Source organism: Aeromonas sp. 601027, from assembly GCF_049174455.1.
GTDB classification, from domain to species: Bacteria; Pseudomonadota; Gammaproteobacteria; order Enterobacterales; family Aeromonadaceae; genus Aeromonas; species Aeromonas veronii_A.
The window spans coordinates 93,605-119,197 of the sequence record NZ_JAAKTN010000017.1 but is presented as its reverse complement, the minus strand read 5'-3'; the positions used below and the strand labels follow the sequence as shown (position 1 = coordinate 119,197).

Annotated in this window: 24 protein-coding genes; 13 read left to right on the top strand and 11 right to left on the bottom strand. The window is 57.6% G+C overall.

Annotated elements, in window-relative coordinates; genetic code table 11:
- Positions 1 to 117: 117 nt before the first annotated feature.
- Complete coding sequence (gene putP, locus G5193_RS19405; protein WP_139474431.1) at positions 118 to 1,635, bottom strand: sodium/proline symporter PutP; 1,518 nt, start codon at positions 1,633 to 1,635, stop codon at positions 118 to 120.
- A gap of 326 nt (positions 1,636 to 1,961) precedes the next feature.
- On the opposite strand from putP, the gene G5193_RS19400 reads away from it, so the two are divergent.
- Positions 1,962 to 2,855, top strand: coding sequence for a VirK/YbjX family protein (locus tag G5193_RS19400; RefSeq protein ID WP_042052346.1), 894 nt, complete (start codon positions 1,962 to 1,964; stop codon positions 2,853 to 2,855).
- A gap of 69 nt (positions 2,856 to 2,924) precedes the next feature.
- Here the strand turns inward: G5193_RS19400 and G5193_RS19395 are convergent, their stop codons facing one another.
- The 8 genes from G5193_RS19395 to G5193_RS19360 all read right to left on the bottom strand — a co-directional run bounded on the left by G5193_RS19395 (position 2,925) and on the right by G5193_RS19360 (position 11,055).
- Complete coding sequence (locus G5193_RS19395; protein WP_270905581.1) at positions 2,925 to 3,851, bottom strand: L,D-transpeptidase family protein; 927 nt, start codon at positions 3,849 to 3,851, stop codon at positions 2,925 to 2,927.
- Between the two features lie 186 nt (positions 3,852 to 4,037).
- Complete coding sequence (locus tag G5193_RS19390; protein ID WP_270905582.1) at positions 4,038 to 5,279, bottom strand: mechanosensitive ion channel family protein; 1,242 nt, start codon at positions 5,277 to 5,279, stop codon at positions 4,038 to 4,040.
- 143 nt (positions 5,280 to 5,422) lie between these two features.
- Positions 5,423 to 6,622, bottom strand: a complete 1,200-nt coding sequence (locus G5193_RS19385) for an acetate kinase (protein WP_005354534.1) — start codon at positions 6,620 to 6,622, stop codon at positions 5,423 to 5,425.
- A gap of 274 nt (positions 6,623 to 6,896) precedes the next feature.
- Positions 6,897 to 7,367, bottom strand: a complete 471-nt coding sequence (locus G5193_RS19380; RefSeq protein WP_421206962.1) for a YhcH/YjgK/YiaL family protein — start codon at positions 7,365 to 7,367, stop codon at positions 6,897 to 6,899.
- Between the two features lie 314 nt (positions 7,368 to 7,681).
- The gene (locus G5193_RS19375; RefSeq protein WP_042084524.1) at positions 7,682 to 8,788 is read right to left on the bottom strand and encodes a 1-acyl-sn-glycerol-3-phosphate acyltransferase; all 1,107 of its coding nucleotides are present in this window, start codon (positions 8,786 to 8,788) and stop codon (positions 7,682 to 7,684) included.
- A gap of 130 nt (positions 8,789 to 8,918) precedes the next feature.
- Positions 8,919 to 9,617, bottom strand: coding sequence for an aspartate/glutamate racemase family protein (locus tag G5193_RS19370; protein ID WP_421206960.1), 699 nt, complete (start codon positions 9,615 to 9,617; stop codon positions 8,919 to 8,921).
- Between the two features lie 125 nt (positions 9,618 to 9,742).
- Positions 9,743 to 10,333: a LysE family translocator gene (locus tag G5193_RS19365; RefSeq protein ID WP_040068358.1), complete on the bottom strand. Its 591-nt coding sequence runs from the start codon at positions 10,331 to 10,333 to the stop codon at positions 9,743 to 9,745.
- 125 nt (positions 10,334 to 10,458) lie between these two features.
- Complete coding sequence (locus G5193_RS19360) at positions 10,459 to 11,055, bottom strand: LysE family translocator (RefSeq protein ID WP_040068356.1); 597 nt, start codon at positions 11,053 to 11,055, stop codon at positions 10,459 to 10,461.
- 116 nt (positions 11,056 to 11,171) lie between these two features.
- Here G5193_RS19360 and G5193_RS19355 point away from each other — a divergent pair, with 116 nt between their 5' ends.
- The 3 genes from G5193_RS19355 (at position 11,172) to G5193_RS19345 (ending at position 14,856) form a co-directional block, all read left to right on the top strand.
- Complete coding sequence (locus G5193_RS19355) at positions 11,172 to 12,548, top strand: PLP-dependent aminotransferase family protein (RefSeq protein WP_421206958.1); 1,377 nt, start codon at positions 11,172 to 11,174, stop codon at positions 12,546 to 12,548.
- A 54-nt stretch (positions 12,549 to 12,602) separates the two neighbouring features.
- The gene (locus tag G5193_RS19350) at positions 12,603 to 13,070 is read left to right on the top strand and encodes a hypothetical protein (protein ID WP_216979440.1); all 468 of its coding nucleotides are present in this window, start codon (positions 12,603 to 12,605) and stop codon (positions 13,068 to 13,070) included.
- Positions 13,071 to 13,194: 124 nt separating this feature from the next.
- Positions 13,195 to 14,856: a hypothetical protein gene (locus G5193_RS19345; protein WP_421206956.1), complete on the top strand. Its 1,662-nt coding sequence runs from the start codon at positions 13,195 to 13,197 to the stop codon at positions 14,854 to 14,856.
- Positions 14,857 to 14,971: 115 nt separating this feature from the next.
- Here G5193_RS19345 and G5193_RS19340 read toward each other — a convergent pair whose 3' ends face one another.
- Positions 14,972 to 15,385 (bottom strand): CBS domain-containing protein, encoded by a 414-nt coding sequence (locus tag G5193_RS19340; RefSeq protein ID WP_040068349.1) that lies wholly within the window; start codon positions 15,383 to 15,385, stop codon positions 14,972 to 14,974.
- 154 nt (positions 15,386 to 15,539) lie between these two features.
- Here G5193_RS19340 and G5193_RS19335 point away from each other — a divergent pair, with 154 nt between their 5' ends.
- The 9 genes from G5193_RS19335 to G5193_RS19295 all read left to right on the top strand — a co-directional run bounded on the left by G5193_RS19335 (position 15,540) and on the right by G5193_RS19295 (position 23,917).
- Positions 15,540 to 17,450 carry an ABC transporter ATP-binding protein gene (locus tag G5193_RS19335; RefSeq protein WP_421206954.1) on the top strand — a complete coding sequence of 637 codons (1,911 nt, stop codon included), beginning with the start codon at positions 15,540 to 15,542 and terminating at the stop codon, positions 17,448 to 17,450.
- Positions 17,443 to 17,904, top strand: a complete 462-nt coding sequence (locus G5193_RS19330; protein ID WP_421206952.1) for a DUF2390 domain-containing protein — start codon at positions 17,443 to 17,445, stop codon at positions 17,902 to 17,904. Before G5193_RS19335 ends, G5193_RS19330 begins: the two co-directional genes overlap by 8 nt.
- Positions 17,898 to 18,752, top strand: coding sequence for a 23S rRNA (adenine(2030)-N(6))-methyltransferase RlmJ (locus G5193_RS19325; RefSeq protein ID WP_421206950.1), 855 nt, complete (start codon positions 17,898 to 17,900; stop codon positions 18,750 to 18,752). Before G5193_RS19330 ends, G5193_RS19325 begins: the two co-directional genes overlap by 7 nt.
- A 708-nt stretch (positions 18,753 to 19,460) precedes the next feature.
- Positions 19,461 to 19,994, top strand: coding sequence for a transcriptional regulator (locus tag G5193_RS19320; protein ID WP_421206948.1), 534 nt, complete (start codon positions 19,461 to 19,463; stop codon positions 19,992 to 19,994).
- Positions 19,995 to 20,139: 145 nt separating this feature from the next.
- The gene (locus G5193_RS19315; RefSeq protein WP_421206946.1) at positions 20,140 to 20,931 is read left to right on the top strand and encodes an HNH endonuclease; all 792 of its coding nucleotides are present in this window, start codon (positions 20,140 to 20,142) and stop codon (positions 20,929 to 20,931) included.
- A gap of 204 nt (positions 20,932 to 21,135) precedes the next feature.
- Positions 21,136 to 21,786: a hypothetical protein gene (locus G5193_RS19310; RefSeq protein WP_421206945.1), complete on the top strand. Its 651-nt coding sequence runs from the start codon at positions 21,136 to 21,138 to the stop codon at positions 21,784 to 21,786.
- Positions 21,787 to 21,852: 66 nt separating this feature from the next.
- Positions 21,853 to 22,422, top strand: a complete 570-nt coding sequence (locus G5193_RS19305; RefSeq protein ID WP_421206943.1) for a hypothetical protein — start codon at positions 21,853 to 21,855, stop codon at positions 22,420 to 22,422.
- A gap of 346 nt (positions 22,423 to 22,768) precedes the next feature.
- Positions 22,769 to 23,134: a DUF2061 domain-containing protein gene (locus G5193_RS19300; RefSeq protein WP_042084552.1), complete on the top strand. Its 366-nt coding sequence runs from the start codon at positions 22,769 to 22,771 to the stop codon at positions 23,132 to 23,134.
- Between the two features lie 186 nt (positions 23,135 to 23,320).
- Positions 23,321 to 23,917, top strand: coding sequence for an MliC family protein (locus tag G5193_RS19295; protein ID WP_421206941.1), 597 nt, complete (start codon positions 23,321 to 23,323; stop codon positions 23,915 to 23,917).
- Positions 23,918 to 23,957: 40 nt separating this feature from the next.
- On the opposite strand, the gene G5193_RS19290 is transcribed toward G5193_RS19295, so the two are convergent.
- Complete coding sequence (locus tag G5193_RS19290) at positions 23,958 to 25,133, bottom strand: aspartyl protease family protein (protein WP_421206939.1); 1,176 nt, start codon at positions 25,131 to 25,133, stop codon at positions 23,958 to 23,960.
- Positions 25,134 to 25,593 lie beyond the last annotated feature (460 nt).

Genomic DNA, 25,593 nt, shown 5'->3' with positions numbered 1-25,593 from the left:
AAAGTGCCCAAGAGTGAATCAGATAGCACAAAGCCCCGCCAAACCGGTGCAAGGATGGCCAACCAGGGCGCTCCTTGTCCGGGGGCGGGGCTCTCAATCAGAAAGCGGTAAGGGGGATCAGTTCACCGCGACCGGCTCTCCCGCGCTCTCGGCCGGAGTGTTGTACTCCTCCTCGGCATCGCGGAAACGCTCCAGCATCGCTTTTGAGGGCGCTTCGCCCAGCAGACTGCCCACCACGATAGCCAGCAGTGCGAACAGGAAGCCCGGGATGATCTCATACAGCCCCAGCCAGCCGAACTGCTTCCAGACGATGACGGTGATGGCACCGACCAGCATGCCCGCCAGCGCGCCGTTGCGGGTCATCCGCGGCCACAGCACGGAGAGCAGCACCACGGGGCCGAAGGCGGCACCGAAACCGGCCCAGGCGTAGCTCACCAGCCCCAGCACCCGGTTTTCCGGATTCATGGCGACGGCGATGGCAATCACGGCGATCAGCAGCACCATCAGGCGACCCACCCACACCAGCTCACGCTGGGAGGCGTTCTTGCGCAGGAAGGGTTTGTAGAGATCCTCGGTGATGGCGCTGGAGCAGACCAGTAATTGACAACTTAGAGTGCTCATCACCGCCGCCAGAATGGCGGAGAGCAGCACCCCGGCGATCCAGGGGTTGAACAGGATCTTGGAGAGCTCGATAAAGACCCGCTCCGGGTTGCCGGTCACTCCAGCCGCCACTTCCGGGAAGCGGGCGAAGTAGGCCAGACCGAAGAAGCCGATGGCCACCGCGCCTGCGAGGCAGAACACCATCCAGGTCATGCTGATACGGCGGGCATTGGCCATGGAGTGGTGGGAATCCGCCGCCATGAAACGGGCCAGAATGTGGGGCTGACCGAAGTAACCAAGGCCCCAGGCCATCAACGAGACAATGGCGATCACATCCAGATTCTTGAACATGTCGAGGTTGCTGGCGCTCTTGGCGGCCACCTCGATCATGGCGCTATCCACCCCGCCGACGGCGATGATGACGAAGACCGGGGTCAGGATCAGGGCAAAGATCATCAGGGTCGCCTGTACCGTATCGGTCCAGCTCACCGCGAGGAAGCCGCCGAAGAAGGTGTAGGTGATAGTGGCGGCGGCACCGACCCAGAGGGCGGTGTTGTAATCCATGCCGAAGGTGCTCTCGAACAGACGGGCACCAGCCACCACGCCGGAGGCGCAATAGATGGTGAAGAAGAGCAGGATCACCAGCGCCGAGAGGATGCGCAGCACCTTGCTGTGATCTTCAAAGCGATAGGTGAAATAGTCCGGCAGGGTCAGGGCGTTGCGGTTCTTCTCGGTATGTACCCGCAGGCGGCCCGCTACCCAGCGCCAGTTGAGGTAGGCGCCGATCACCAGACCGATGGCGATCCAGCTCTCGGAGATGCCGCTGACGAAGACGGCGCCGGGCAGCCCCATCAGCAACCAGCCGCTCATGTCGGAAGCGCCGGCAGAGAGAGCGGTGACCCAGCTCCCCATCCGGCGACCGCCCAGAATGTAGTCATCAAAATTGCGGGTGGCGCGATAGGCGACGAAGCCGATCAACACCATTCCGAGGATATACACCAGGAAGGTGATTAACATGGGTGTGCTAGCTGTCATGCAAAACTCCGTTTTGTGTCATTTTCTGCCCGCTCTGGTGACGGGCTCATCCCTAAAAAACCGGCCTAGCTTAATCAGCCGTTCGCGCCAGCTCAACCACTTTTAACAAACACAAAACACAATAAAAACCTTTACGCATCAAATCATCTGCCGCATCAAGAGGATGGCGCCAGATTTCCTGCCGTGGCCGTGACGGCCATATCGTCGCAACGGCGACTATTGAGCGTTATGTTTTCACATTTTGTTACTATCCATTTTTTTACAAGCCAGCGCCCCGCTCCTACACTCCCCGCCCTGTCTCATCACACCAGTCAGAGGTCGGCACCATGTCATCTCATCTGTCACACCTGCGAACCCTCGCCCGCCGCCTTCACCCGGTGGAGGAGTCGGGTCATCTCATCCGACGGGCCAAGTATGTGGGGCGTCTCTGGCTCAATCCCGGCGCCCGCGCCCTCTATCGCCAGCAGCAGGAGCAACCGCTGCTGGCGCAGGCGATCAGCCGCTTCCCCGATATTCTGGAAAAGCCGATCCACCCCTATCGCCACAAGGGGCTCCGCAAGCGCCTGCGAGCCGGGCTTATCAGCGGCCACTACCAGCAGCTGGCACGTCAGCTGCCCAAGGCGCAACAACTGGCAATCTACAGCGGGCGCGGCCTGCTGCTGGCCCAGTGGCAGAGCGACAAGCTGACGGCCCCCCTCACCCTGCAACTGGATTACCAAACCCACATGGGCAAAGAGGGGGAGATGAGCCTGACCCTCAAGCTGGGTGACGCTGCGCTCTATTACATGGCCCTCAATCTGCGTCCCGCGCCAAACCCGACCCTCGAGATCTGTTCGCTGCAGGGCGGCAAGGGGCAGAGCGAGGAGATCAAGCTGGTCACCAAGGCGTGCGGCGGGCTGCGCCCTATGTCCCTGCTGGTCTATATGGCCGCCGAGCTGGCCCGAGGATTGGCGTGCAAGAGCCTGCTCGGGATCCGCACCCAAAGCCACGTCTATCAGTGCAGCAAGCGCACCGCCGATCGGGTCAAGTTCGATCTCGACGGCTTGTGGCAGGAGCATCAGGGCTGCGTGCAAGATGAACTCTGGATGAGCCTGCCGCTGGAAGTGCCCCGCAAGACGCTGGAGGAGATCCCCTCCCGCAAGCGGGCCAGCTACAAGGCGCGCTACCAGCTGCTCGATCAGCTCGGCAGCGAGCTGCAGGCAAATCTGCTGCGAAGCTGAGTCAACGCAGCAGAAACAAAAAGGGCGAACAGCTTGCTGTTCGCCCTTTGTCATGACGGGGATTTGCCCTTAGCGGTTGATCGCCATCGGCATACCGTTGCGCTGCTCCAGCGCCTGCTTCACCAGTTGGGAGTCGCTGTCGGCGTGGGCAATGAAGCGGGTCACCGCCGGAGTCATCGGCAGCGGTGCCGGCAGCTTGGAGTTGAACTCCTCTTCGCTACGCGACAGCGGCTGGTGCACTTCCAGATAACGAACGCCGTTGGGCTCGAGAGAGGCCTTGATCGGCTGGTTAACGAACTGGACGCGGGTACCGACCGGCACCTGCTTGAACAGGTACTCGATATCGTCGTTACGCAGCCGCACACAGCCGTGACTCACCCGCAGACCGATACCGAAGTTGGCATTGGTGCCGTGGATGGCGTACATCTTGCCGATATAGAGTGCAAACAGCCCCATGGGGTTGTCCGGGCCGGCCGGCCATACCGCTGGCAGGCTCTCGCCACGGGCGGCATATTCGGCATGCATCTTGGCAGTCGGGGTCCAGGTCGGGCCCGCTTTCTTGCGCTGCACGCTGGTCACCCAGTTTTCCGGGGTGTCGGTGCCGAGCTGGCCGATGCCGATGGGCAACACTTCTACCACCTTCTTGCCTTTCGGGTAGTAGTAGAGGCGCATCTCGGCCACGTTCAGCACAATGCCTTCACGAGGGGCATCCGGCAGGATGAGTTGCTGGGGGATCACCAGCTTCTCGCCGGTCTGTACCAACAGGGGATCCGCATCGGGGTTGGCCTCTATCATGTTGGTCAGCCCCAGCTGGAATTTGGCAGCAATGGCCTCCAGCGGCTGGCCATTCTCTTCGGCCGGAACCACATATTCCAGATTTTCCCCCACCAGACGGCTGTTGGCCGCAGGCAGAGCATATTCAACAGCGAAAACCGGCGCAGCGGTCAGCAGCAGGCTGTAGCAGAGTGTTGCCACACTATTGCGAAGGAGCTTCATAACTTTCCCATGATAATGACTGAATTGACATCTCTGAGCTGACGGCTGATCAGCAGAAGATCAGGGGCGCGAAGAGAAGGCCGCCATTTTTCTCCTCTGCTGACCAAATATCAACTGACAAGTGGTGACGGGTCGATGATTAATATGCGGATTATCCAACGCCCTCGACTCGCCCTCTCCCCCTGTTTATCCCCGTTGCCAGAGGCGCATATCATAACCTGTGGGAGATTGATGCAACCGCAGATGAAATTGCTCAATGATAGCGAAGATATGGTCGAAAATATCGGCTTGGATCCCTTCGTAATCAGCCCATGCGGTGGTCGCGGTAAAACAGTAAATTTCCAGCGGCAAACCGTCTGACGTGGGCGCCAGCTGGCGCACCATCAGGGTCATGTCCTTGCGAATGCCGGGGTGAGCACGCAGATAGGCATCCAGATAGGCGCGCAGGGTGCCGAGGTTGGTGAGGTGACGACCGTTGATAGGGCAGCTCAGGGCATCGCTCAGCTGCTGATTGTAGGCACTCAGCTCCTGCTCCTTGCGACTGAGATAGGGAGCCAGCAGTTGCGCCTGCTTGAGCTGCAACTGCTCCTCGGCCGTCAGAAAACGCACGCTGGTCATGTCGATATTGACGCTGCGTTTGATACGGCGGCCACCCGACTCGGTCATCCCCTGCCAGTTCTTGAAAGAGTCGGAGATCAGGGCATAGGTGGGAATGGTGGTGATGGTCTTGTCCCAGTTCGACACCTTGACCGTGGTGAGGCCAATATCGGTCACCTCGCCATCGGCGCCGTACTTGTCCATCTGCAGCCAGTCACCGACGCTCAGCATCCGGTTGGCGGAGAGCTGGATCCCCGCCACCAGCCCGAGGATGGGGTCCTTGAATACCAGCATCAGCACTGCGGTCATGGCACCCAGACCGCTGAACAGGAACAGCGGCGACTTGCCGAGCAGCAGGGCGATCATCAGGATGCCCACCAGAATGCTGCCTACCAGCTTGGCCCCCTGGAAGATGCCGCGCAGGGGCAAATCCCGACCAAGGCGGGTGTAACGGCTCACCGACAACAGGCAGTCGAGCAGGGCGAAGAAGGCCAGCAGCAGGAACAGCAAAATCCAGAGCTGGGCCACCATCTCGATAAGCTTGAGGCTATCCGATTGACGAGGCAGCCAGATCTCCGCCTGACCGAGCAGCACGGCCCCCTGCAACACGAAAGCGAGCCGGTTGAAGAGGCGCTGTTGCAGCTGGGGCGGCAGCCACACCTGCTTGGCCTTGCCGAGGATCCCCACCAGCCGGACCAGCAACACCCGGTGCAGCGCCATGTGCAGCAGCAACGAGGTGATGACGATAAAACCCAGCGCGATCACCAGCGCCATCAGGTTGGTCACTTCCACCCCAAGGCCAGACAACCAGTTAAAAAACGCCTCTTTCATTGCTCTCTCCCGAACCTGGCAGCCCGCTGGCTGCAAAAACAGTGGTGGTCAGGGTACCGCTCCCCTCCCCCATGTCAAATCGGTGAACGCCAGAAACGACAACGCCCGGCACTGGCCGGGCGTTGTTTCAAAGCGAGGCTGACTTAGCAGACCAGGCTCAGGGCATCGCGGGCGATGACCAACTCTTCGTTGGTCGGGATCACCATGGCGCAACGGCTGTCGGCGGTGGTGATGCGACCTTCGCCACCCAGTACTGCAGCGTTGTTGGCCTCTTTGTCCACCTTGAAGCCGAACAGAGCCAGACGGTTCAGCACCATCTCGCGCACCATGGCGGCGTTCTCACCGATACCACCGGTAAAGACCACGGCGTCCAGACGACCGTCCATCGCAGCGGCATAGGCACCGACATACTTGGCCACACGGTAGGTGAAGACATCCAGCGCGCGCTTGGCACCGGCGTCGGTGGCGTAGTTGGTGGTGACGTAACGGCAGTCGCTGCTCGCTTCGGTCATCCCCAGCAGACCGGACTCACGGGTCAGGGTGTGGTTGATCTGCTCCACGCTGTAACCGAGCTGGTCGTGCATGAAGAAGACCACGGCCGGATCGATATCACCGGAGCGGGTACCCATCGCCAGACCTTCCAGCGGAGTCAGACCCATGGAGGTGTCTACGGATTCGCCGTTCTTGATGGCGCAGACAGAGGCACCGTTACCCAGGTGGCAGTTGATGATGTTCAGTTCATTCAACGGCTTGCCCAGCTCTTTTGCGGCTTCTTCCGCAATGTAGCGGTGAGAAGTACCGTGGGCACCGTAACGACGAATACCGTGTTCGCGGTAGAGCTTGTGCGGCAGCGCATAGAGGTAGGCCTCTTGCGGCAGAGTCTGGTGGAAAGCGGTGTCGAACACGGCCACGTTCTTCTCGGACAGCTGCGGGAACACTTTCAGCGCGGCGCGAATACCGATGAGGTGGGCCGGGTTGTGCAGCGGGGCGAACGGAATGGCGGCTTCGATACCGGCGATCACGCCGTCATCAATGCGCACGGAGCGGGAGAACTGCTCGCCACCGTGTACGATTCGGTGACCGATGGCCACCAGTTGCTCGGCAAGAGTCGGATCCTGCGGCAGGATGTGACCCACGATATGGTCGAGGGCCTCCTGGTGAGCGGCACCCGCTCCCAGCATGGCTTCGCCCTTGACCCCGTGGAGTTTCCATTTGATACGTGCATCATCCAGATTGAAGCATTCGGCCAGGCCGGACAGCATGTCCTCACCTGTTTCGGCGTCCATTACGGCAAATTTCAGGGAAGAGCTACCGCAGTTAAGGATCAATACCAACTTGCTCATTTTCTACATCTTCCTGTGCTTCGGCTTTATGCCGACAGTGTCGTGTCATCCAAAAGAGGATGGGATTCCCCTGCCGGGGGCTTATGGTCGCAGGAGGGTGCGTCCAATTTTTCAATTCTTGCTCTTGAAAGAGTCATCGCAACCTGTGGTGCGTATCACTGGTTTCAATTCTTGCTCTTGAAAGAGTGATCGCAACTTGTGGTGCGTATCACTGGTTTCAATGCTTGCGAGTCTCAACGCATCAGCTGCGCAGGGCTCGCCTCAATGGGAATGCTCAGGCGATAGCCAGCAGATCCTTGTGTACCTTGACCACCAGCTTCTTCACCTTGGCGGGCTGGTTGAAGGTACAGAGCGGGCGGTGCAGCTCGCCCGGCCAGAAGATGGCAAAATCGCCAGGTTGCAGCGCCAGATAGCTGGTCTGCTCGTCCTCGACAAACCAGAGGTCAGGATGTGGATGGTCGGCGCCGTCGCTCACATAGTCGTGGGGGCCCACACCTATCCACTCTTCACCGCGCAGCAGCAACTGGATATCGAGATACTGCTGATGGAATTCGCCACGGCGATCCGCGGCTGGCTCGGTCAGATCTTCGCTCACCAGACAGAACAGGTTGAGGCCATCGATCTCGCTCTTGCCGAGCGGAGCGTCACCCCAGTGAGCCACGCTCTTCACCACCTCGGCCATGATGCGGGCCAGCGGGGCGGGCAGCGGCGTCCGCTGCAGGGTGTTCAGGCTACCGGTGATCATGGCGTCTGTTTCCTGTTAGGTATATCTGGGCGGCATCTTTGCCAGCCAATGAAAAAGGACCTGTGACAGGTCCTTCAATAATGCCGTCTGCAATCCGTGCAAACCGGTTTAGAGCTTTTGCTCATGTTCAGCTATATGGGCACTGTTACACACTCGTCAGCACCTTGCCAAGAGACATAATCCCATTTTCATAGTGATCGTACCAGCTGAAACCATATTATTCACCACCCTTTCCCCCTCGACTTTGACCAGACGCAAAAACGGGCGCATCAGCGCCCGTTTTTTTCGCAAAACCGTTTAACAACCGGTTTCATTCAAGCCTTTTGGGCATTTTCCACCGGTTTGGCGTACATGGCCCGCCAGATCGCCTTGTGCTCTTCCGGCACCTCTGACTGACGGGTCAGGAAGGCCGCCTGCTCGATGGTATTGGCCTTGCCGGAGACATCGGCCGCCAGATAGTTGCTGGGGAACAGGTGGTAGCTGCTCCAGATCGCCTTGTCGATCAGCGCGGCCAGTTCGTCCGGATCGCTGAAGCCCTCGGTGATCGGCGCGCCGAAGGAGACATGTACCCGCCCCTTCATGCCGACGATACCGGCGACGATACTCTCGATATCCTCGAACTCGCCCTTCTCATAGCTGCCGTTGACCGACTTCTCGTAGAGCTCGCGCGCCTTCGCCTTGTCGGTCGGATCCAGCTCGTAGCTGATGCTGACCGGCACGATATTGAGGCTGCGCATGTAGTCGACGAAGTCGATCTTCTGCTTCTTGCCGTCGACGTAGAACATCTTGAGGATGGCGGGATCTGTCTTGTCATCGCCATTCTTGGCGCGTCCTTCCTTCTGGGCGATCCAGATGGAGTGACCTTCGTGAACCGAGTTGCCGATATAGGCAGACAGCTCGCCGAGCGCCTTCATCATCTCCCGCGGCCCCTTGGCGGAGCGTTTGACGATAAAGCTCTTGTTGAGCTTCATCAGCTCGGTGGCGCAGGGTTTGCGCAGCAGGTTGTCACCGATGGCGATGCGCACGGTATCGAAACCGTGGGTGTGCAGCCCCCAATTGACGAACGCAGGATCCATGGCGATGTCTCTGTGGTTGGAGACAAACAGATAGCCCTGCTCTTTCTTCAGATGCTCGATCCCGGAGAAGGTCACCCCCTTGGTAGAGGTGGCGATCATGCGGGACATGTACCGGGTGACCCCCATCTGGACCTGATGCACCGTGGTCACTTTTGACCATTTACGGCGCAGAAACAGGCGGATCATCGGGCGAATGGCCCAGCCCAGCCAGCTCATCAGGGAACCGAAACGATACTTGGCGATGGCGCCGATAAATTCATCATCTTGGATCAGCCGTTCGATGGCTGCCGGCACTTCTTCATCGCGGTAGGGGCGAATATCCGCGAATCTATCTACTTCAGTCACAATGTCAGCCTTGCATGCTAGGAAACCGCAGCCAACCCGTGTTGGCCGGGGAAAATTCAGGGCGCAATTTTACACGCTTTTATGGCAAGGGGTATGAGACAAGCATGAATAGTGAGATCTGACCAGTTAATTAATCGGAGCAGAGCGCCAGTGCCACGGCGGCCTCGGCATGGATGGCAGTGGTGTCGTAGAGCGGCACCGCCGCCCGGGCATCGCCCACCAGCAGGGCAATCTCGGTGCAACCGAGGATCACCGCCTCGGCACCAGCATCCACCAGCGCCTCGATAATGGCCAGATACTCGGCCCGCGACGATTCACGGGTCTCCCCCAGACAGAGCTCGTCATAGATGATCCTGTGTACCCGCTCCCGCTCAGCTTCGGCAGGCACCAGCACCGCCAACCCGAAGCGATCCTGCAAGCGCCCTTTGTAAAAATCCTGCTCCATGGTGAAGCGGGTGCCGAGCAGGCCGACTCGGGTGATCCCGTCAGCCCGCAATTTGGCCGCGGTGGCATCGGCGATATGGAGCAACGGGATATCGATGGCGGCCTCAATCTCGGGGGCGACCTTGTGCATGGTGTTGGTGCCGATCAGCAAGAAATCGGCGCCGCCATCCTGCAACTTGCGCGCCTCCGCCGCCAGCAAACGAGCGGTAGCGGGCCAGTCACCGGCATGCTGCAACCGCTCGATACCGGCAAAATCGACGCTGTTGAGCAGCACCCGCGCCGAGTGCAAACCGCCGAGCTGTGCCCGCACCCCACGGTTGAGCGCCTGATAGTAACTGACGGTGGACTCCCAGCTCATGCCACCCAACAGACCGATACATTTCATAGGAACTCCTTCATTCCAAGGGAGGGCAGAACCACGCCACCTTGCAGGCAAGGTCACGCAGGCGAGATAAAAAAGGCCCCGCAGGGCCAACAAGACAGCCGGTAAAGGCCCGGGTCAACCCCGGGCTAAATCCAGATCATCCCGACACAGGCGGCCGTCGCCAGCCCCATGCCGAGATTGAAACGCCGCCAACCCCGGGCAGTGCGAATGATTTGCCGCACCTGGGCACCAAACAACACCCAGAACGCCCCGGTGTAGAGGCCGGTAATAAAGAAGATCACCAACACCCAGAGCGCGGAGGGCCAGTAAGCCTCCCCCGCCAGAGTGAAACCGCTGATGGCGGAGAGCGCCATCATCCATGCCTTGGGGTTGAGCAGTTGCAGCATGGCCCCCTGATGGGCGGGAATGAGCGGCCGGTTGCCCTCGGCCGGGCCGCTGGCGGTCGCCACCTTCCACGCCAGCCAGAGCAGATACGCCGAGCCGATAATCTTGAGGCCATCGTGCAGCAGCGGCACCTTCTCGAACACCACGCCAAGCCCCAGCGCGGTAGCGAGGATCATCAGATTGATCCCCCCCACCACCCCCACCAGCAGGGGAATCGTGCGGCGAAACCCCTGCGCCGCCCCGGCGCTGGTGAGCAACATGTTATTTGGCCCCGGCGTGCCGCAGGTAACCAGGGCAAACCCCGCCAGGGGCAGTAACCAGTTCAGATCCATCTCAACCTCTTGTCGATTCAACGCCCCCGTTATGGGGAAAGCCTTCTAATATGCAGAGCCAACCCCGTGGCGACAAGTCAGAAATGCCTCTTTCTCGGCCACCTCCCCCTCCAGCGCAACACGGCTCAATACCAGAGCATCACCACACAGAGTGCCGTCAGCAGGCCGAGAGAACCGTTGAGTCGCCGCCAGCCCCGATCCGAGCTGATCCAGTTGCTCAGCTGATGGCCGAACAGTACCCAGACAAAGCAGACCGGCAGGGCCACCAGCGCAAACATGACCATCACCGCCAGCTGACTCGACCAGTAACTGGCGCCGGGCAGGCTGAACAGACTGATGGCGGAGATCCCCATCATCCACGCCTTGGGATTGAGGAACTGAAAGCCCAGCCCCTCCAGCATGGTCAACGGACGGGCCCTCCGGGCCGGATCCCCCGGCGCCCCGGCCACCGCGATACGCCACGCCAACCACAGCAGATAGAGGCTGCCGAAGATCTGCAAACCGAGCCGTAGCAGGGGCCAGCGCTCGAACAGCGGATAAAGCCCCAGCGCCAACACCAGTTGCAACACCGGCTGCCCCAGCCCCACCCCGAGCAGATGTGGCAGAGTGCGACGCACCCCGAAGTTGGCGCCGGAAGCCGTCAGCATCAGGTTGTTGGGCCCCGGCGTACCGCAGGTGAGTACGGCAAAACCGAACAGGGTAACATACCACTCCATCGTCATATTGTGACTCCTTACTCGCTGAGTTGTATCGATACAATGCAAGCTATTTGATTGTTATCAGGCTGAAATTCACGCTATATTGACAACAAATTTGGATCAATGGATTTATTGTCACCATGACAATCTGGACGCCCGACCTTGCGGCCTTCGATGGCCCCCTCTACCTCAAGCTGGTCAAAGCAATCGAACAGGGGATCGCGAATGGCGAGCTGCCACCGCAGACCCGATTGCCTACCCACAGATCCCTGGCGGATCGTCTGGGTGTCACCGTCGGCACCGTCACCCGCGCCTACAGCGAGGCGGAGCGGCGCGGCCTGCTGGCCGCCCGGGTGGGCCACGGCACCTGGGTCAAGGGAGCGAACACGGATCCCGCCAATGAGTGGGTGATCCGTCAGGAGGAGGGGCACCGCATCGAGCTGTGGCAGAACCTGCCGGTGCAGCTGGATCGGGCGGCCATCATTCGCCCCATGCTGGGGGAAGTGGCGGACGGGGATCTCAACGCCCTGCTCGGCTACGACAAGGAGGCGGGACGACCGGATCAGCGCCAGCAGTTCGTCAACTGGCTGGCGGAGCAAGGGGTGGCCTGTAGTGAGGATCGCCTGCTGTTCAGCCACGGCGCCCAGCACGGCATCATGCTGGCGCTGCTGGCGACCGGCTGCGTGGGGGAGACCATCCTGTGCGAGGGGCTGAGCTACCCCGGTATGCTGGGCAATGCCCGCCAGCTGAAGAATCAGGTGGTGGGACTGGCGATGGACGAGGAGGGGCTGCTGCCCGAGGCGCTGGACGCCGCCTGCCGCACCCGCCGGGCCAAGCTGCTCTACCTCACCCCAACCCTGCAAAACCCCACCACCGCCATCATGAGTCTGGCGCGGCGGGAGGCCATCGTCACCATCGCCCGTCGCCACGATCTGCTGATCATCGAGGATGACGTCAACGGCCTGCTGCCCCAGCAACCTGTGATCCCTCTGGTCAATCTGGCGCCGGAGCGGGTCATCTATCTGGGCAGTCTGGCCAAGATCGCCTGCGGCGGCCTGCGGGTGGGCTTCGTGCTGACGCCCCCTGCCCTGCGCAGCGCCTTCGCCCAGACCATGCGGCTGTCGAGCTGGATGGTGAGCCCGCTGTTGATCGAGCTCGCCTGCAAAATGGTCAGTCAGCGCCAGATCATGCCGCTGGTCGAGCAGCAGCGGGAGATCCTCAAACGCCGTGGCGAACTGCTGCGCCACCTGCTGCCTGCCGCCCGCTGGCAGCCGGGCAGCATGCACGCCTGGCTACCGCTGCCGGAGCCCTGGCGCAGCCAACAGTTTGCTGCCGCCGCCGATGCTCTTGACGTTGGCGTGGCGAGCGGGGAACACTTCGCCGCCGGTCAGTTTGCCGCTCCGCAAGGGGTGCGCCTGAGCCTGAGCCAACCCGCCACCGATGCCCGGGTCGGCGAAGGGCTGGCCCGTCTGGCGCAGCTGCTGCAGGGGACGCCCCCGAGCAATCCCCTGCTATAGTCAGGGCCAGCCGACCTGACCTTCACGCTTCATCGTCATTGCCAAGGAGATGCCGTGCCCCCCATCAGAGCCGCCCTACTGCTTGCCACCCTGTTGCTGGGTGGCTGCGCCTCGTCAACGACCCACCAGCAGCTGGGGGCCGCGCTCAATGGACTGGAAGGGGAGTTGCAACGGCTGGAAGAGGAGCTGGCGGCCATGAACGGCCTGCACTATCAAAAGGCGATCGATGCACCGCTCAGTTTGCGCCGTGCGCTCGGGGCGCCGCAGCCCACGCCAGAGGGGCTGGTGCCGGTGGCCAGCAAGCTGGAAGATGGGCCGATCCTGCGCTATCAATACCGCCTGCCAGCGGGTATGACGAGTCTGCCCCAAAACAACCTCTGCCAGCGCTACGAATTTGAACTGCGCCATCTGGGCCGCCTCGGCAAGCTGGAATTAAGCTGGCAGGGGGAACAGGGGAGTGGCTCACACCAGATCCGTCAAACAGAGTGTGTCTTTCTCACCGAAGCACATAAATCCCGGTAACCGCCTATAATGCCCTTCCTCGTCTCGCGCCGACTACTGTCACTTTTCCTCCCCCGCAGAGTTGTCGCCATGTTCCTCTTGGGTCTAATCTGATCTACTCGTGGAGTATTGAAAGGACGCGTGCATGACGATACTGCTGCTCGAAGAGGATCCACTGCTCCGTAGCGCCATCACCCGGGAACTGACCGAACAGGGTATCCCTGCTGAACGGATCCACCACCACAGCCACCCGGGTCAGGAACGCAGCGGTCTACTCACCCTGCTGCAACAACAGCCATTTGATGCCATTATCTGCCAGCAAAATAGACAACTGGGGCATGACGGCGCCCGCCTGCTGCATGAAGCACACTACCTCGGCCTGCTACAACCCGCCTGCGTACTACTGTTGATGGATGCAGACCAGAACGAGCAGGATTTTCTCCCCTCGGACCTCTACTTCTCCCTCCATCTGCCACTCCCCTTCATGACCGGGGAGCTCACAACTGCGCTCAAGCAGTTGACACAACTGAGCAGGATGACCCACACCCTCGCCCCTCCAACCCTGCTGCGGGAGTGGAAACTGGCGACCGCACTCTGTGAAGACCTGCTCTATCAACGGGACAACCGACCCCTTGCCCCCTGGCTGGATCGGTTCAAGGGTTACCTGCTGCTGCAGTCCAGCGAACAGCTCACTGCCGCCCAGCATTATGCCCTGTGTGCCAACGAGTATCGGGCAAGCTGGCCGAGGGCCGGATTGTTCTACGCCATGTTGGGACTGGGCAAACTGCAGAGTGCCGAAACCGACTTGCAGCGTCATCAAACCATATTGCCGACCGCCACCCGACTGGAGCTGCAACTCGCCAGTCAGTTGCACCAACATCAGTGGCAGGCAGCCTGGGAGACCATGGTGCAGTTGCAACAAGTCCGCCCCCATCAACCCCGCTGGCATCAGCTGGCCATGATGCTGGGACTATTACAGCAAGACGAGAGGAAGGTGCTGGAACAAGCCAGCACCCTGAATCTTCACCATTTCAGTGAACAGCGCGTCCGGCTGGCCATCGACCACTTCATGATCAACGCCATGCTGGCGGTGCTGTGGCATACACCATCCAGCAACCGGATCCGCTCCCTGCAACAGGAGTGGGCCCATCTGAAGCGAACAGTAAACCTGCCCGCGCAGGAGTTCGAGCTGCTGCAGGCACTGATGCAGGGATTGGATTACCGCTTCGACGAGGCGCTGATCCTGCTCGCCCACCATCAACCCAGCCAGGCGAGCGAGAACCATCTCACCCTGTTGTTGGGCTTTGCCGTCTGTCAGTTTTGTGGCCTGCCCCACCATGCCCAGCGCTACCTGACCCAGCTGACCCAATACCGCGTCAGGGTTGCGCCCCACCCGCTCACCCGCCAGCTGTTCCACCATCTGGTGGCCGAGCTGGGCCAGCGTCTGACGGCGAGAGAACAACGGCTGAACGAGCTACGCCAGCTACGCCACAAGGCGATGCAGGCCAGCCAGTATCAGACAGCCCTGCAAGCGGGCTTGCAACTGCTGGAGGAGTTCCCCGCCCTGCCGGGCGATGCCTGGCAACTGCTGGAGCTGCTGCAACACTGCTGGCCAGCCGGTATGGCGGCCCCCAGGGTGGCGCTGCTGGTTGATACCCTGGAGCGACGCCTCAAGCACAGCCCCGCGTTTCTCGATCAACATGCCCGGCAGTACCAGCGCACCCTGCAGGAGATCCGCACCCATCTTCAGCCGCACCTCTCCGGCAGCGGCCCCTCCTGTCTTGTCGCAGGGCAGCCCGAGCCATGATGATGCTGGCGGCGTGCAAACCGGCATTGTCGGCAAAGCCAATATAGAGAGAGGGGAGCCTTGGCTCCCCTCTCTCTATTTGTTCTCTGTCAGCTGATGGCGATGAGCGTTGGGCTCAAACCAGCGCGTCACTCTCCAGCGCCGCCTTGAGAAAATCTTTCCAGCTGATAATGCCGACCAATGCGCCATTCTCCAGCACCGGCAGGCAGGATACCCCCTTCTCCAGCATCAGCTTGACGCCGTCGCGCACGGTGAGATGGGGAGCGATGGTGACGAGCTGACGACTCATGATCTGGTGGGCCCGCTTGTTGAGGGTTTCGGTATCGCGGCTCATCTCGGCTTCGGAGTCGAGATAAGGGCTGATTGCACGGAACAGATCCCGATCCGAGATGACCCCCACCAGCTCCTCCTCTTCCAGCACCAGCAGGTGGCGAAAGTGGGCCTGCTCGAAGATATCCCTGATGACTCGGAGTCGATCATCCATTGAAACGGTGGCGACCCGGGTCGTCATAATATCCCTGATATGCATGCTAACCTCCCGTAACCAAACTGGTTTCTCTGTTATGGCATGTTTTTGCAGCGCCAGCCAGTGGCCAGCCCTTCGCTACAGTGCAAATCAGCGTCATTTCACGTAAGATCCGCGCCAGTTTTTCTCCTCCATTTTGAGCAAGCAGATCCCACCCATGATAGTTGCCAGTCAAATCGAACTGATCCGCGGCGGCCGCAAGCTGCTGGACAACGCCTCCGCCACCATTCACCCCGGCCACAAAGTGGGTCTGGTGGGCAAAAACGGCTGTGGCAAGTCCACCTTTTTTGCACTGGTACGGGGCGAGCTGGCCATCGACAGCGGCACCTTCAGCCTGCCCGCTGGCTGGCAGATTGCAGGCGTTGCGCAGGAGACTCCGGCGCTCGACTGCTCCGCGCTCGAGTACGTGATCGACGGCGACAAGGAGTTTCGCTCGCTGGAAGCCCAGCTGGTACAGGCCGAGCAGGATGACAATGGTCTGCTGGTAGCCGAGCTGCACGGTCGCCTCGATACCATAGGCGCCTACAGCATTCGCGCCCGCGCCGCCGAACTGCTGCACGGCCTCGGTTTCAGCGACGAGCAGCTCAGCTCGCCGGTGCGCAGCTTCTCCGGTGGCTGGCGCATGCGCTTAAACCTCGCCCAGGCGCTGCTCTGCCGCTCCGATCTGCTGCTGCTCGATGAACCGACCAACCACCTGGATCTCGACGCCGTTATCTGGCTGGAGAAGTGGCTCAAGGGCTATCAGGGCACGTTGGTGCTCATCTCTCACGACCGCGACTTCCTCGACTCGGTCATCAGCCGCATCATCCATATCGAGAACGGCAAGCTCAACGAATACACCGGCGGCTACTCCGACTTCGAACTGCAGCGCGCCGAACATCTGGCCCAGCAGCAGTCGATGTACGAGAAGCAGCAGCGGGAGATGTCCCACATGCAGGCGTATGTGGATCGCTTCCGCTACAAGGCCTCCAAGGCCCGTCAGGCCCAGAGCCGCCTGAAAGCCATGGAGCGGATGGAGAAGATCCTGCCCGCCCACGCCGACTCCGAATTCAGCTTCGAGTTTCGCGAGCCGTCGGCCCTGCCGACCCCGCTCATCGCCATGGAGAACCTCTCTGCCGGTTACGGCGACAAGGTGATCCTGGAGAAGATCAAACTCAATCTGGTACCGGGTTCGCGCATCGGTCTGCTCGGTCGCAACGGCGCCGGTAAATCGACCTTTATCAAGATGCTGGCCGGCTCCAACCCGCCGCTCTCCGGCAAGCTCGAGGTGAGCGCCGGGGTGAGCATCGGTTACTTTGCCCAGCATCAGCTGGAGACCCTGCGTCTCGACGATACCCCGCTCGATCATCTGGTGCGCCTCGCGCCGGACAAGACCGAGCAGGAGCTGCGCAACTATCTGGGCAGCTTCGGTTTTCACGGTGACAAGGCGCTCGACAAAGTAGCCCCCTTCTCCGGCGGCGAAAAAGCGCGGCTGGTGCTGGCGCTGATCACCTGGCAAAAACCCAACCTGCTGCTGCTGGATGAACCTACCAACCACCTGGATCTGGAGATGCGCCACGCCCTCACCATGGCGTTGCAAGGCTTCGAAGGGGCCATGGTAGTTGTCTCCCACGACCGGCACCTGCTGCGTACCACCACAGATGACTTCTATCTGGTGCACGGTGGCCGGGTCGAGCCGTTCGACGGCGATCTGGACGACTACCACAAGTGGCTCGGCGAGCAGGAGAAAGAGGCCAACGCCAAACCGGCCGATGGCCCCGTCTCTGCCAACTCGGCGGTGGCGCGCAAGGATCAGAAGCGGCGCGAGGCGGAGTTCCGGCAAGCAACCCGTCCCCTGCGCCAGAAGCTCGAAAAGCTCGAAGCGAGCATGGAGAAGCTGCAGGGCAAGCTTGGCGACATCGAGAGCCAACTGGCCGACCCCGCCATCTACGAAGAGAGCGCTAAAACCAAGCTCTCCGAGCTGCTCAAATCCCAGGGCCCCCTCAAGGAGCAGCTGGAAGAGGTGGAGCTGGAGTGGATGAGCCTCTCCGAAGAGCTGGAAACCATGGAGCAAGCCTTCTTTGCGTGACGAACAGCTGATGGCCAGCGAGCGGGTCGCGGTCCACGAATTGCCGACGCCGATCGGCTTCTGGCACTGGAGCGGCAAGGTCTATGGTGAGCGCAGCCAGGATTGGCTCACCGTGCAGGAGCAGGGGGGCAACGTCAATCTGGCGCTGCTGCTGCACCGGCTCGATCAACTCGGCATCGTAGTCGATCTCACCGACCTGCAACCGGCGCTGGTGCAGACCGAAGCGGTGCTGACCCCGTGGCGCGCCCTGCGCCAGAGCGCCAAGACGCGACTCGACGAGCAGCAGTATCAGTCGATGCTGGCCCACGAACTGGAGCTGGAGCGGCTGCAACAGGGCGTCCTGTTGCAGACCCTGCGCAGCCTCTCCCTATTTCGCGGCAACAGCCGCAATTTGTTGAACTATCTATCGTTACTGGGTGTCCAGCAGGGCCCCCTCAGAGATCTAATATGCTGAGCTACCGCCACGCCTTTCACGCCGGCAACCATGCCGACGTGCTGAAACACGCCGTTCAGGCCCTGATCATCGAGTCCCTCAAGAAGAAGGAGAAACCCTTCATCGTGCTGGACACCCATGCCGGTGGCGGTCTCTACGACCTGCGCGGCGACTGGTCCCAGAAGAAGGCCGAGTATGCCGACGGCATTGGCCGCCTGTGGGACGAGCGGGCCCAGTGGTCTGCCATGGCCCCCTATCTCGGGGTCATCGAGGAGATGAATCAGAACGGCGAGCTGCACTACTACCCCGGCTCGCCGGAGCTCTCCCGTCGCCTCACCCGCGAGCAGGACAAGCTGGCGCTGATGGAGCTGCACAACAACGAGGTCGAAGACCTGCGCGCCAACATGGGTTATGACCCTCGCGTCGCCGTACACCACCGTGACGGCTTCGAGGGGCTGATCGCCCTGCTGCCGCCGACCCCGCGCCGCGGGCTAGTGCTGATCGATCCGCCCTATGAGCTCAAAGAAGATTACTTCGCCGTGGTCGATACCCTGAAAAAGGCGCAAAAACGCTGGGCAACCGGCATCTACGCCCTCTGGTATCCGATCCTCGGGCAAGAGGCAGACAAATCCCGCGACATGCTGCGCGCCATCAAGCGGGAGAACTTCGGCAACGTGCTGGTGGCCGAGCTGGAAGTGGCCGGTCAGACTACCGACTGGGGCATGAACGGCTCAGGCATGCTGATCATCAGCCCCCCCTGGATGCTGGACGAGCAGATTGAAGCCTTCCTCAAACCGCTCTGTGCCAAGCTGGCGCAGGGCGCCGGCGCCCAGTACAAGGTGGAGTGGCTCAACAAGGTCGCAGAGTAGGCCCGCACCAACTCGCTCCGGCGCCCGGCCAAGGCGCCAGCAAGTCGCTCACCCAAGCCGTTCACCGTGGCGGCATGGCCAGCAAAGAGAAGCCCCGTTCAGGGGCTTCTTGTTTTTTACCCGCCAACACTCTTTATCCAGCAACACAGTGGCCGCACTTTCCACTCCCTGCGCCAACCAGTCGCGATTTATTAATTGCTTGATCTGGCTCAGAAACTCCCCGCATCCCCCTTTCCCTTGGCCAATGAGCCGGTAATATATCCAATTGGCAACAAAAGCCTCGTCGGAGTCACCCCATGAGCCATGTCAGCCACATCCCATTGGTTAAACGCAGCAGACTGGAGGCTGTAATTCAGGGGCGGTAGCCATGCCGGATGAAATGGATAAGCGAACGTAGCCCACGACCCCCCAGTCAACATAGTGTCGGCCTTATGCTGATTTCTGACCTGCTCATGCAGGCGTGCTTTGGCGGCGCTTGCCAAGAGTGCCCTGAGTACTGATTTTTTATACAGTAGCAACCGTGGCGCAAAAGAGGGGGTCAATCGAACACGCTCAGCACGAGAACAAGTTTGTAACATTATGATTTAATGATTTTTTTACTTGGCGGCAGTGAAAATGTTACGGAGTTATATGGAATGCTCTGCTAACGGATTAGTGCCGCCTTCTATCTAATCACTGTTAGGCTTATCAGAGGAACATATTAACGAAATGGATGATGAATTAGCCCAAGTATTGGGGTATGAAAGTGCTGAACACTATAGACGTGAAACCGATGAAAATGAGCGAGTTTTTAACAAATCAAAATATTTATACAATAAGCCACCGGAAGAATGGCCAGTAATCAAATTTAACTGGGACTACCGGTTGGAATCTCAAAAGTTTTGCTTTGACGGTTTAACGCAAGCTGATTTTGAAAAAATGTTCCCTGAAGGACTTGTTCTCGGTCACCTGCCCTTATTGGAGTTTGATAAACATTTGTGTCATTACAGTCGACGAGATGGCGATGAGTTATGGGAACTTGGCTGCCAATCGAAACTAGCTGAGATGATAGTGTATTTATCTGAGGGTAACCCCATTACTCCACCAATAATTAAACCTGTCGAGAATAACGAAGTTATTTTTCAAGGTGGTCATCACCGATACGCTGTGGCTAAAGCTATAGGAATCGAAGAAGTTTCGATATATGCGTATCCAGAGCATGTTACAGCGCTTAATAAGTTTATGGGTATACGTTGGGCATAAGCCTAACAAACGCCTCAAGAGGGACTGTCAACACGTGGCGTTTCCAGTCCCGATGAACCGTGGTGGTTACGGTTGTTGCGTTTTAGTTTAGTGTAATGCGTTGCCAGCCCCTTAGGCGGGCGTTATGCGATTATAAGGTTGATGAATGAATTCGTATCTATTTACTTGGAACCCCCAAAAGTGGGCTTGGTATGATCTAAAGGAAGCCATTGTCTCTGTTAATACGGATGGTTGTTACCAAGAAATTTGGAGTTCTGGTAAAAGGAAGCAAATTGAGGTTGGTGAGAAATTTTATATGATGCGGCTAGGTTTAGAGCCTAAAGGTATCATAGGATGTGGTTACGTATTAACTAAACCAGATCTCTTAGAACATTGGGATCCTGTTAAGGCTAAAGATAAAGGAAAGGCATTGCGTGCTTTGTTGGAATTTAAAGCTCTGTCTGATGAGCCAATTATATCTCTTAAAGAGTTAGAAAAGAACTATCCAGACTTCAAGTGGACCCCAGAAAGTGGTGGTGTTTATATTCCGAAAGAATATGCAGACTCCATCTGTGAAATGCTAGAAAAAAGAACTCTAATCGAGTTTGGTAAACATAAGGGAGATATTCCTGAGTATAAAGAAGGGAGAGCCAAGAAAGTCACTATTACAACGTACGATAGAAATCCAATAGCTCGCCAAAAATGTATTATGACATTTGGGTATAGTTGTCATGTTTGTGAGTTCGAGTTTGGTAAAGTGTATGGAAAACTTGGTGATAAATATATCGAAGTGTACCATTTGAGGCCCATTTCAGCATATAAAGGTGAGCATACAATTAACCCCTCAACGGATTTACTCCCTGTTTGTGCGAATTGTCATAGAATGCTACATGCAAAAAGACCTCCTTTATCGATAGAGGAATTAAGAGATATCATCGAAGACGGAAAAATCGCATAACAAACGGTTAAAGTGCACAAATCTGGGACACCCACCTTTTTGAGCAAGGCGTAGCAGAGCCCGAACCAAAAAGATGGGTGTCCAAGGTCTTCTGCTTTTTTACTATGCGTTGGTTCTTGTGATTACGGTGTTATGCGGAAAGTTGGTAGTAGCGTTGTCAGCCCCTTAAGCGGGCGTTATGTTTAATTTAAGTTTAGGAAACTTATGACAGATCAAGCGATCAAAAAGGAAGGCAACTGGTTAGCAGCTTTCTTAGCTCTTGTTGGAGCATTTATTCTTTCATTGATATTATATTTCGTGTTTTCTGGTGTATATGGAAGTTTTAACCCACTAAGTTGGGCTAAACGCGATGTGGCTTATTTTCTGTTAATCGCATTAGCATTTATCTACCCAACAGCGATAAACTACGTCGCTACACAAAAAAATATCGATTTAGAAGCAATCATCGATAGTATTTTTGATTTTCATGAATTTAAGTCCAGAAAATATCTGGACGCCTTGCTGACTCACTATGGTAATGTAGCTACAACAGGTTTGTTTTTGACCGCTATGTTGTATTTTCTACAAAATTTATCAGAATCAGTAGTGACACCTTTTGTTTTGGCAATATTTACAGTGATAATATTCTTTGTTTATTCGCTGTATGTAGTGAGACTAGGTTTAGGAATGAACAAATACAGTAATTTTATTTATTTTCCTACAATAGCATTTGTTGTCTTTTTCGATATGCAATTGATTGAGATGTTTATAAAAAATGCCCAAAAATATAAACTTAACAAACGCCTCAAGAGGGACTGTCAACGCGCGGCGTTTCCAGTCCCATTGAGCCGCGGTGGTTTCGGTTACTGTATTTGAGTCTGGTGGTAATACGTTGTCAGCCCCTTAGGCGGGCGTTATGTGAATAAAGGAGTATCGTGCATAGTGACTAAGTTTATTCTTGGGATTTTGTTGGGCTTTGCTCTAACAATTTGGTACGTAGCATTTGATCTAAATTACGATTTTGATTCCAATATAGCTGTTAACATCGTGATCGCATCTTCAACAGCAATAGCTGCGGCTATTCACTTTGATGCGGTGAGAAAACAAAGAAAAGATCGAATTTGGGAAATTAACAAAAACCATCTGCTCGGTTTGCTTGAGAGCTTGGCAGAGGTTATCGAGTTAACATCTGAGTTGGCTGATTTTGAATTTGAAGTTCAGCAAGGAATTGCAAACTCTGTTGATAGGCCTAATGACTCAACTGATAAGTACAAAAAGTTATCTAAGCACTTAAATGATGCTTTAAATGTTTATGAGCCATTATTAAGTGACGAGGTACTCATTGCGATTGAGAAGTATAAGAAAGCTAATAAAGCAGTTGATGAAGCATTTGAACAAGATCATATAACGTCACTCTTTGAAGTTTACGACAACATCTATGGCAATCAGAAAAACTTGCATAGTGCTATATCTAAACATGTAAAGCAGCTTGCGGGAGTAAAATTCACATAACAAAGCAAATCTGGGACACCCACCTTTTGGAGCAAGGCGTAGCATAGCCCAAACCCAAAAGATGGATGTCCAAGGTCTTCTGTACAGGGTCGAGTGGCTCAACAAGGTCTCAGAGTAGTAATAGCGACCCTGTGCCCCGGTAGACAGAAAAGCGAAGCCCCGTCACGGGGCTTCCTGTTTTTATCCGGCCAGCCCGAAATGCTGGCACACCGCGAGCCTGCCTCACGACAGTGCGGAGGCACTTTTCCTTTGATAGGTTCTCTCTATCCTGGTAATAGATGAGAATAGTTTTCATTTAATCTCATTTCGGCGGATACTCTCATCATCAACAGAGGGAGCCGCCATCATGAAAAAGACCATCAGCTTTGCCATCCTGCACTTCGGTGTCGCCTTTACCGTGGCCTACCTGCTGACCGGTGAGCTGCTGACCGCCAGCCTGATCGCCCTGATCGAGCCCGCCGTCAACACGGTCGCCTTCTACTTTCATGACCTTGGCTGGCACAAACTCAAGCCAAATCACAGCCTGCAGGCCAAGACCAGCAGCTTCGCGGTGGTCCACTTCTCGGTGGCCTTCGGGGTGGCCTTCCTGCTGAGCGGCGAGCTGCTCACCGGCGGCGTGATGGCGATGATCGAACCGGCCATCAACACCGTGGTGTTCTTCTTCCACGAGCGGCTGTGGCGCGCCCGCAGTCAGCAACTGGCGCTGGCCTGATCAACCGGGCAACCCGCCTCCCCCTTTATCGCGGCCACAAAAAACCCGACATTCCGGCCAGGAGTGTCGGGTTTTTCCGTTTGGCTGCCATTCAGCAGTGCAAGTGGGCTCGGCTCCCCTGCTGCATTGCCCTGTAGAGTGTGCTGTAGTAGGCAGATATGCCCTCCTCATTGCTGGATTCTATCGATGAAAAAGACCTTGCTTGCCACCCTGCTGTTTGCCCCTCTGCTGGCCAGCGCCGCAACCCCCTCCTTTGACTGCACCAAAGCCTCCGGATCGGTCGAAAACCTGATCTGCAAGGATGCCGGACTGGCCGCCCTTGATAACGAACTGGCGGCCCTCTACCCCAAGGCGATTGCCGCGCTCTCTCCCGAACAGCTCAAGACCGAGCGCGCCATGCAGCGCGGCTGGATCAAGGGTCGCAACGACTGCTGGAAGGGGCAGGATCTGCGCCAGTGTGTGGAAGATAACTACCTGCTGCGGATCACCGAACTGCAGATCAGCGGCGGCCAGCTGATGGTGCCGGCACCGGTCAACTACCAGTGCGGCAAGAACGTCACTCTCTCTACCTACTTCTATAACGATGCCAAGCTGCCCGCCGCGGTGATCAACCTGAGCGAGGGCGACAAGCAGCAACAAGTGCTCGCCTATGAAGCCCCCAGCGCCAGCGGCGCCCGTTATGAAGGGCAAAACCTCACCTTCTTCACCAAAGGGGACGATGCCACGCTGGAGCGTTACGGCCAGCCAACCCTCACCTGCATGGAAAATCCAACCAAGGGCTGAGGCTCATGGGGGCGGCTCGTCTTGCCGCCCCCCACCTTGACTAGATGGCGATATCCAGTGGTTTTCCTTCCCGCACAATCCGCAACTTGAGCGACCCCGGCTTGCTGGTGCTGAGCAGCTCACGCACCTTGTCGATCTCGAGGGGACGATAAGCCACCCCGTTGATCTGCTCCAGAATGTCGCCGTTGGCCAGACCATAGGGGGCAAGATCCCGTTTGTCGCTGTAGTAGACCTGCAGATGCTCGCCATCAAAGCGCACCCCGATATTGCGCAGGACTGGCGGCACTTTGCGCGCCAGGCTGTCGGCGTCGTAGCAGAGCATCATACGCCCGGGCATGATCGCAAAGCGATTGAAGCGGTTAACAAAATCCATCCCCAGACCATACTGCTCATTGCTGTTTTCCGACACGCGCAGCTCACCGAGCTGACGTTCATCAAAGTGCAGGCCGGTGAGGATATGTTCACGCCCCTCCACCATACCGCTGGCGTCCACCCCTTTGCGTGGCATCGCATCTTCGCCAGAGATCGCCTTCTGGCTCGCCATAAAGTCGATAAAGGCATGGTCGGCATAACTCTGATCGGCCCCGGTATCCAGATACATGCGCACGCTGCTCTCGCCGTGGGTCAGATACACTGCCGGGGAGCGGTTGTAGCTATCTTCATAGCCGATGCAACGCTCGAACGTGACTGCCGACGGTGCCGTCAGCAAAGCAGTTAGCTTATGCTTGTCGCGATCAAACACCCAGTTGAAACGGCGGATGGTGTCGATCCCGAGGATGCCATCAATACGGCTGCCAAGAGACTGGGAGAAAAGATCGAAATCAACGGTTGCCCACAAATCGCTGTCATCAATGGTGACCGACCCCACCGAGAAGGGTTGCGGCTCAACAAAGCCAAGCTGCTCGCTGCCCAGTTGGCTCGAAACGCTGTTCACACTGGCAAAATCAGCCTGATAGGCCCTGGGCAATTCGCTTAAGGTCAGCGCCTTGAAACGGCTGGCCAGACGACGATCGATAAAGGTGATACTGGCCCCGGTATCCAGCAAAAACTGGTACTGCTCACCGGCGATGGTGACGGGGATCAGGGGGGCACTTTCGTAATGCACTGTCAGCACCGGGCCGGGTGCATTGCGTTTGGCGGATGAATCCGGGGCTGTGCAGCCTTGGACGACGAACAGGACCAACATGGCCAGCGCCACTTTGAACTGCGACTTCATAACTCTCCTTCCCGATAGCAGATGCCCCCGCGACGCCACCACATAATGCTATCTTGTTGATTTATAGATAAATAAGCTATTTCAGCGGGGGATGCGGACAATAACAAAGAGTTTTATGCTAGCTCAAGCCAGATATGACCATGAATATTCTATGGTGATAGCTCAAGAATGGTTGTTCAGGCTATCTCGGCGCGTCATCAATCGTGGGTGACATTTGATTAATTTATTGATCTTGCACAGAAAATCTCAATATTGAGCTTTCTCTCCACAGCGCCATGGTTAATATTGCCATTAGGCAACACTTGCCTCGTCGGAGTCTCCCATGAGCCATGCCAACCCCATCCCGTTGGTGAACCGCAGCAGACTGGAGGCTGAAATTCAGGGGCGGTAGCCATGCCGGATGGAATGGATAAGCGAGGGTTGCCTTCGACCCACTCAAAATGGTGACGACCTCATTTTT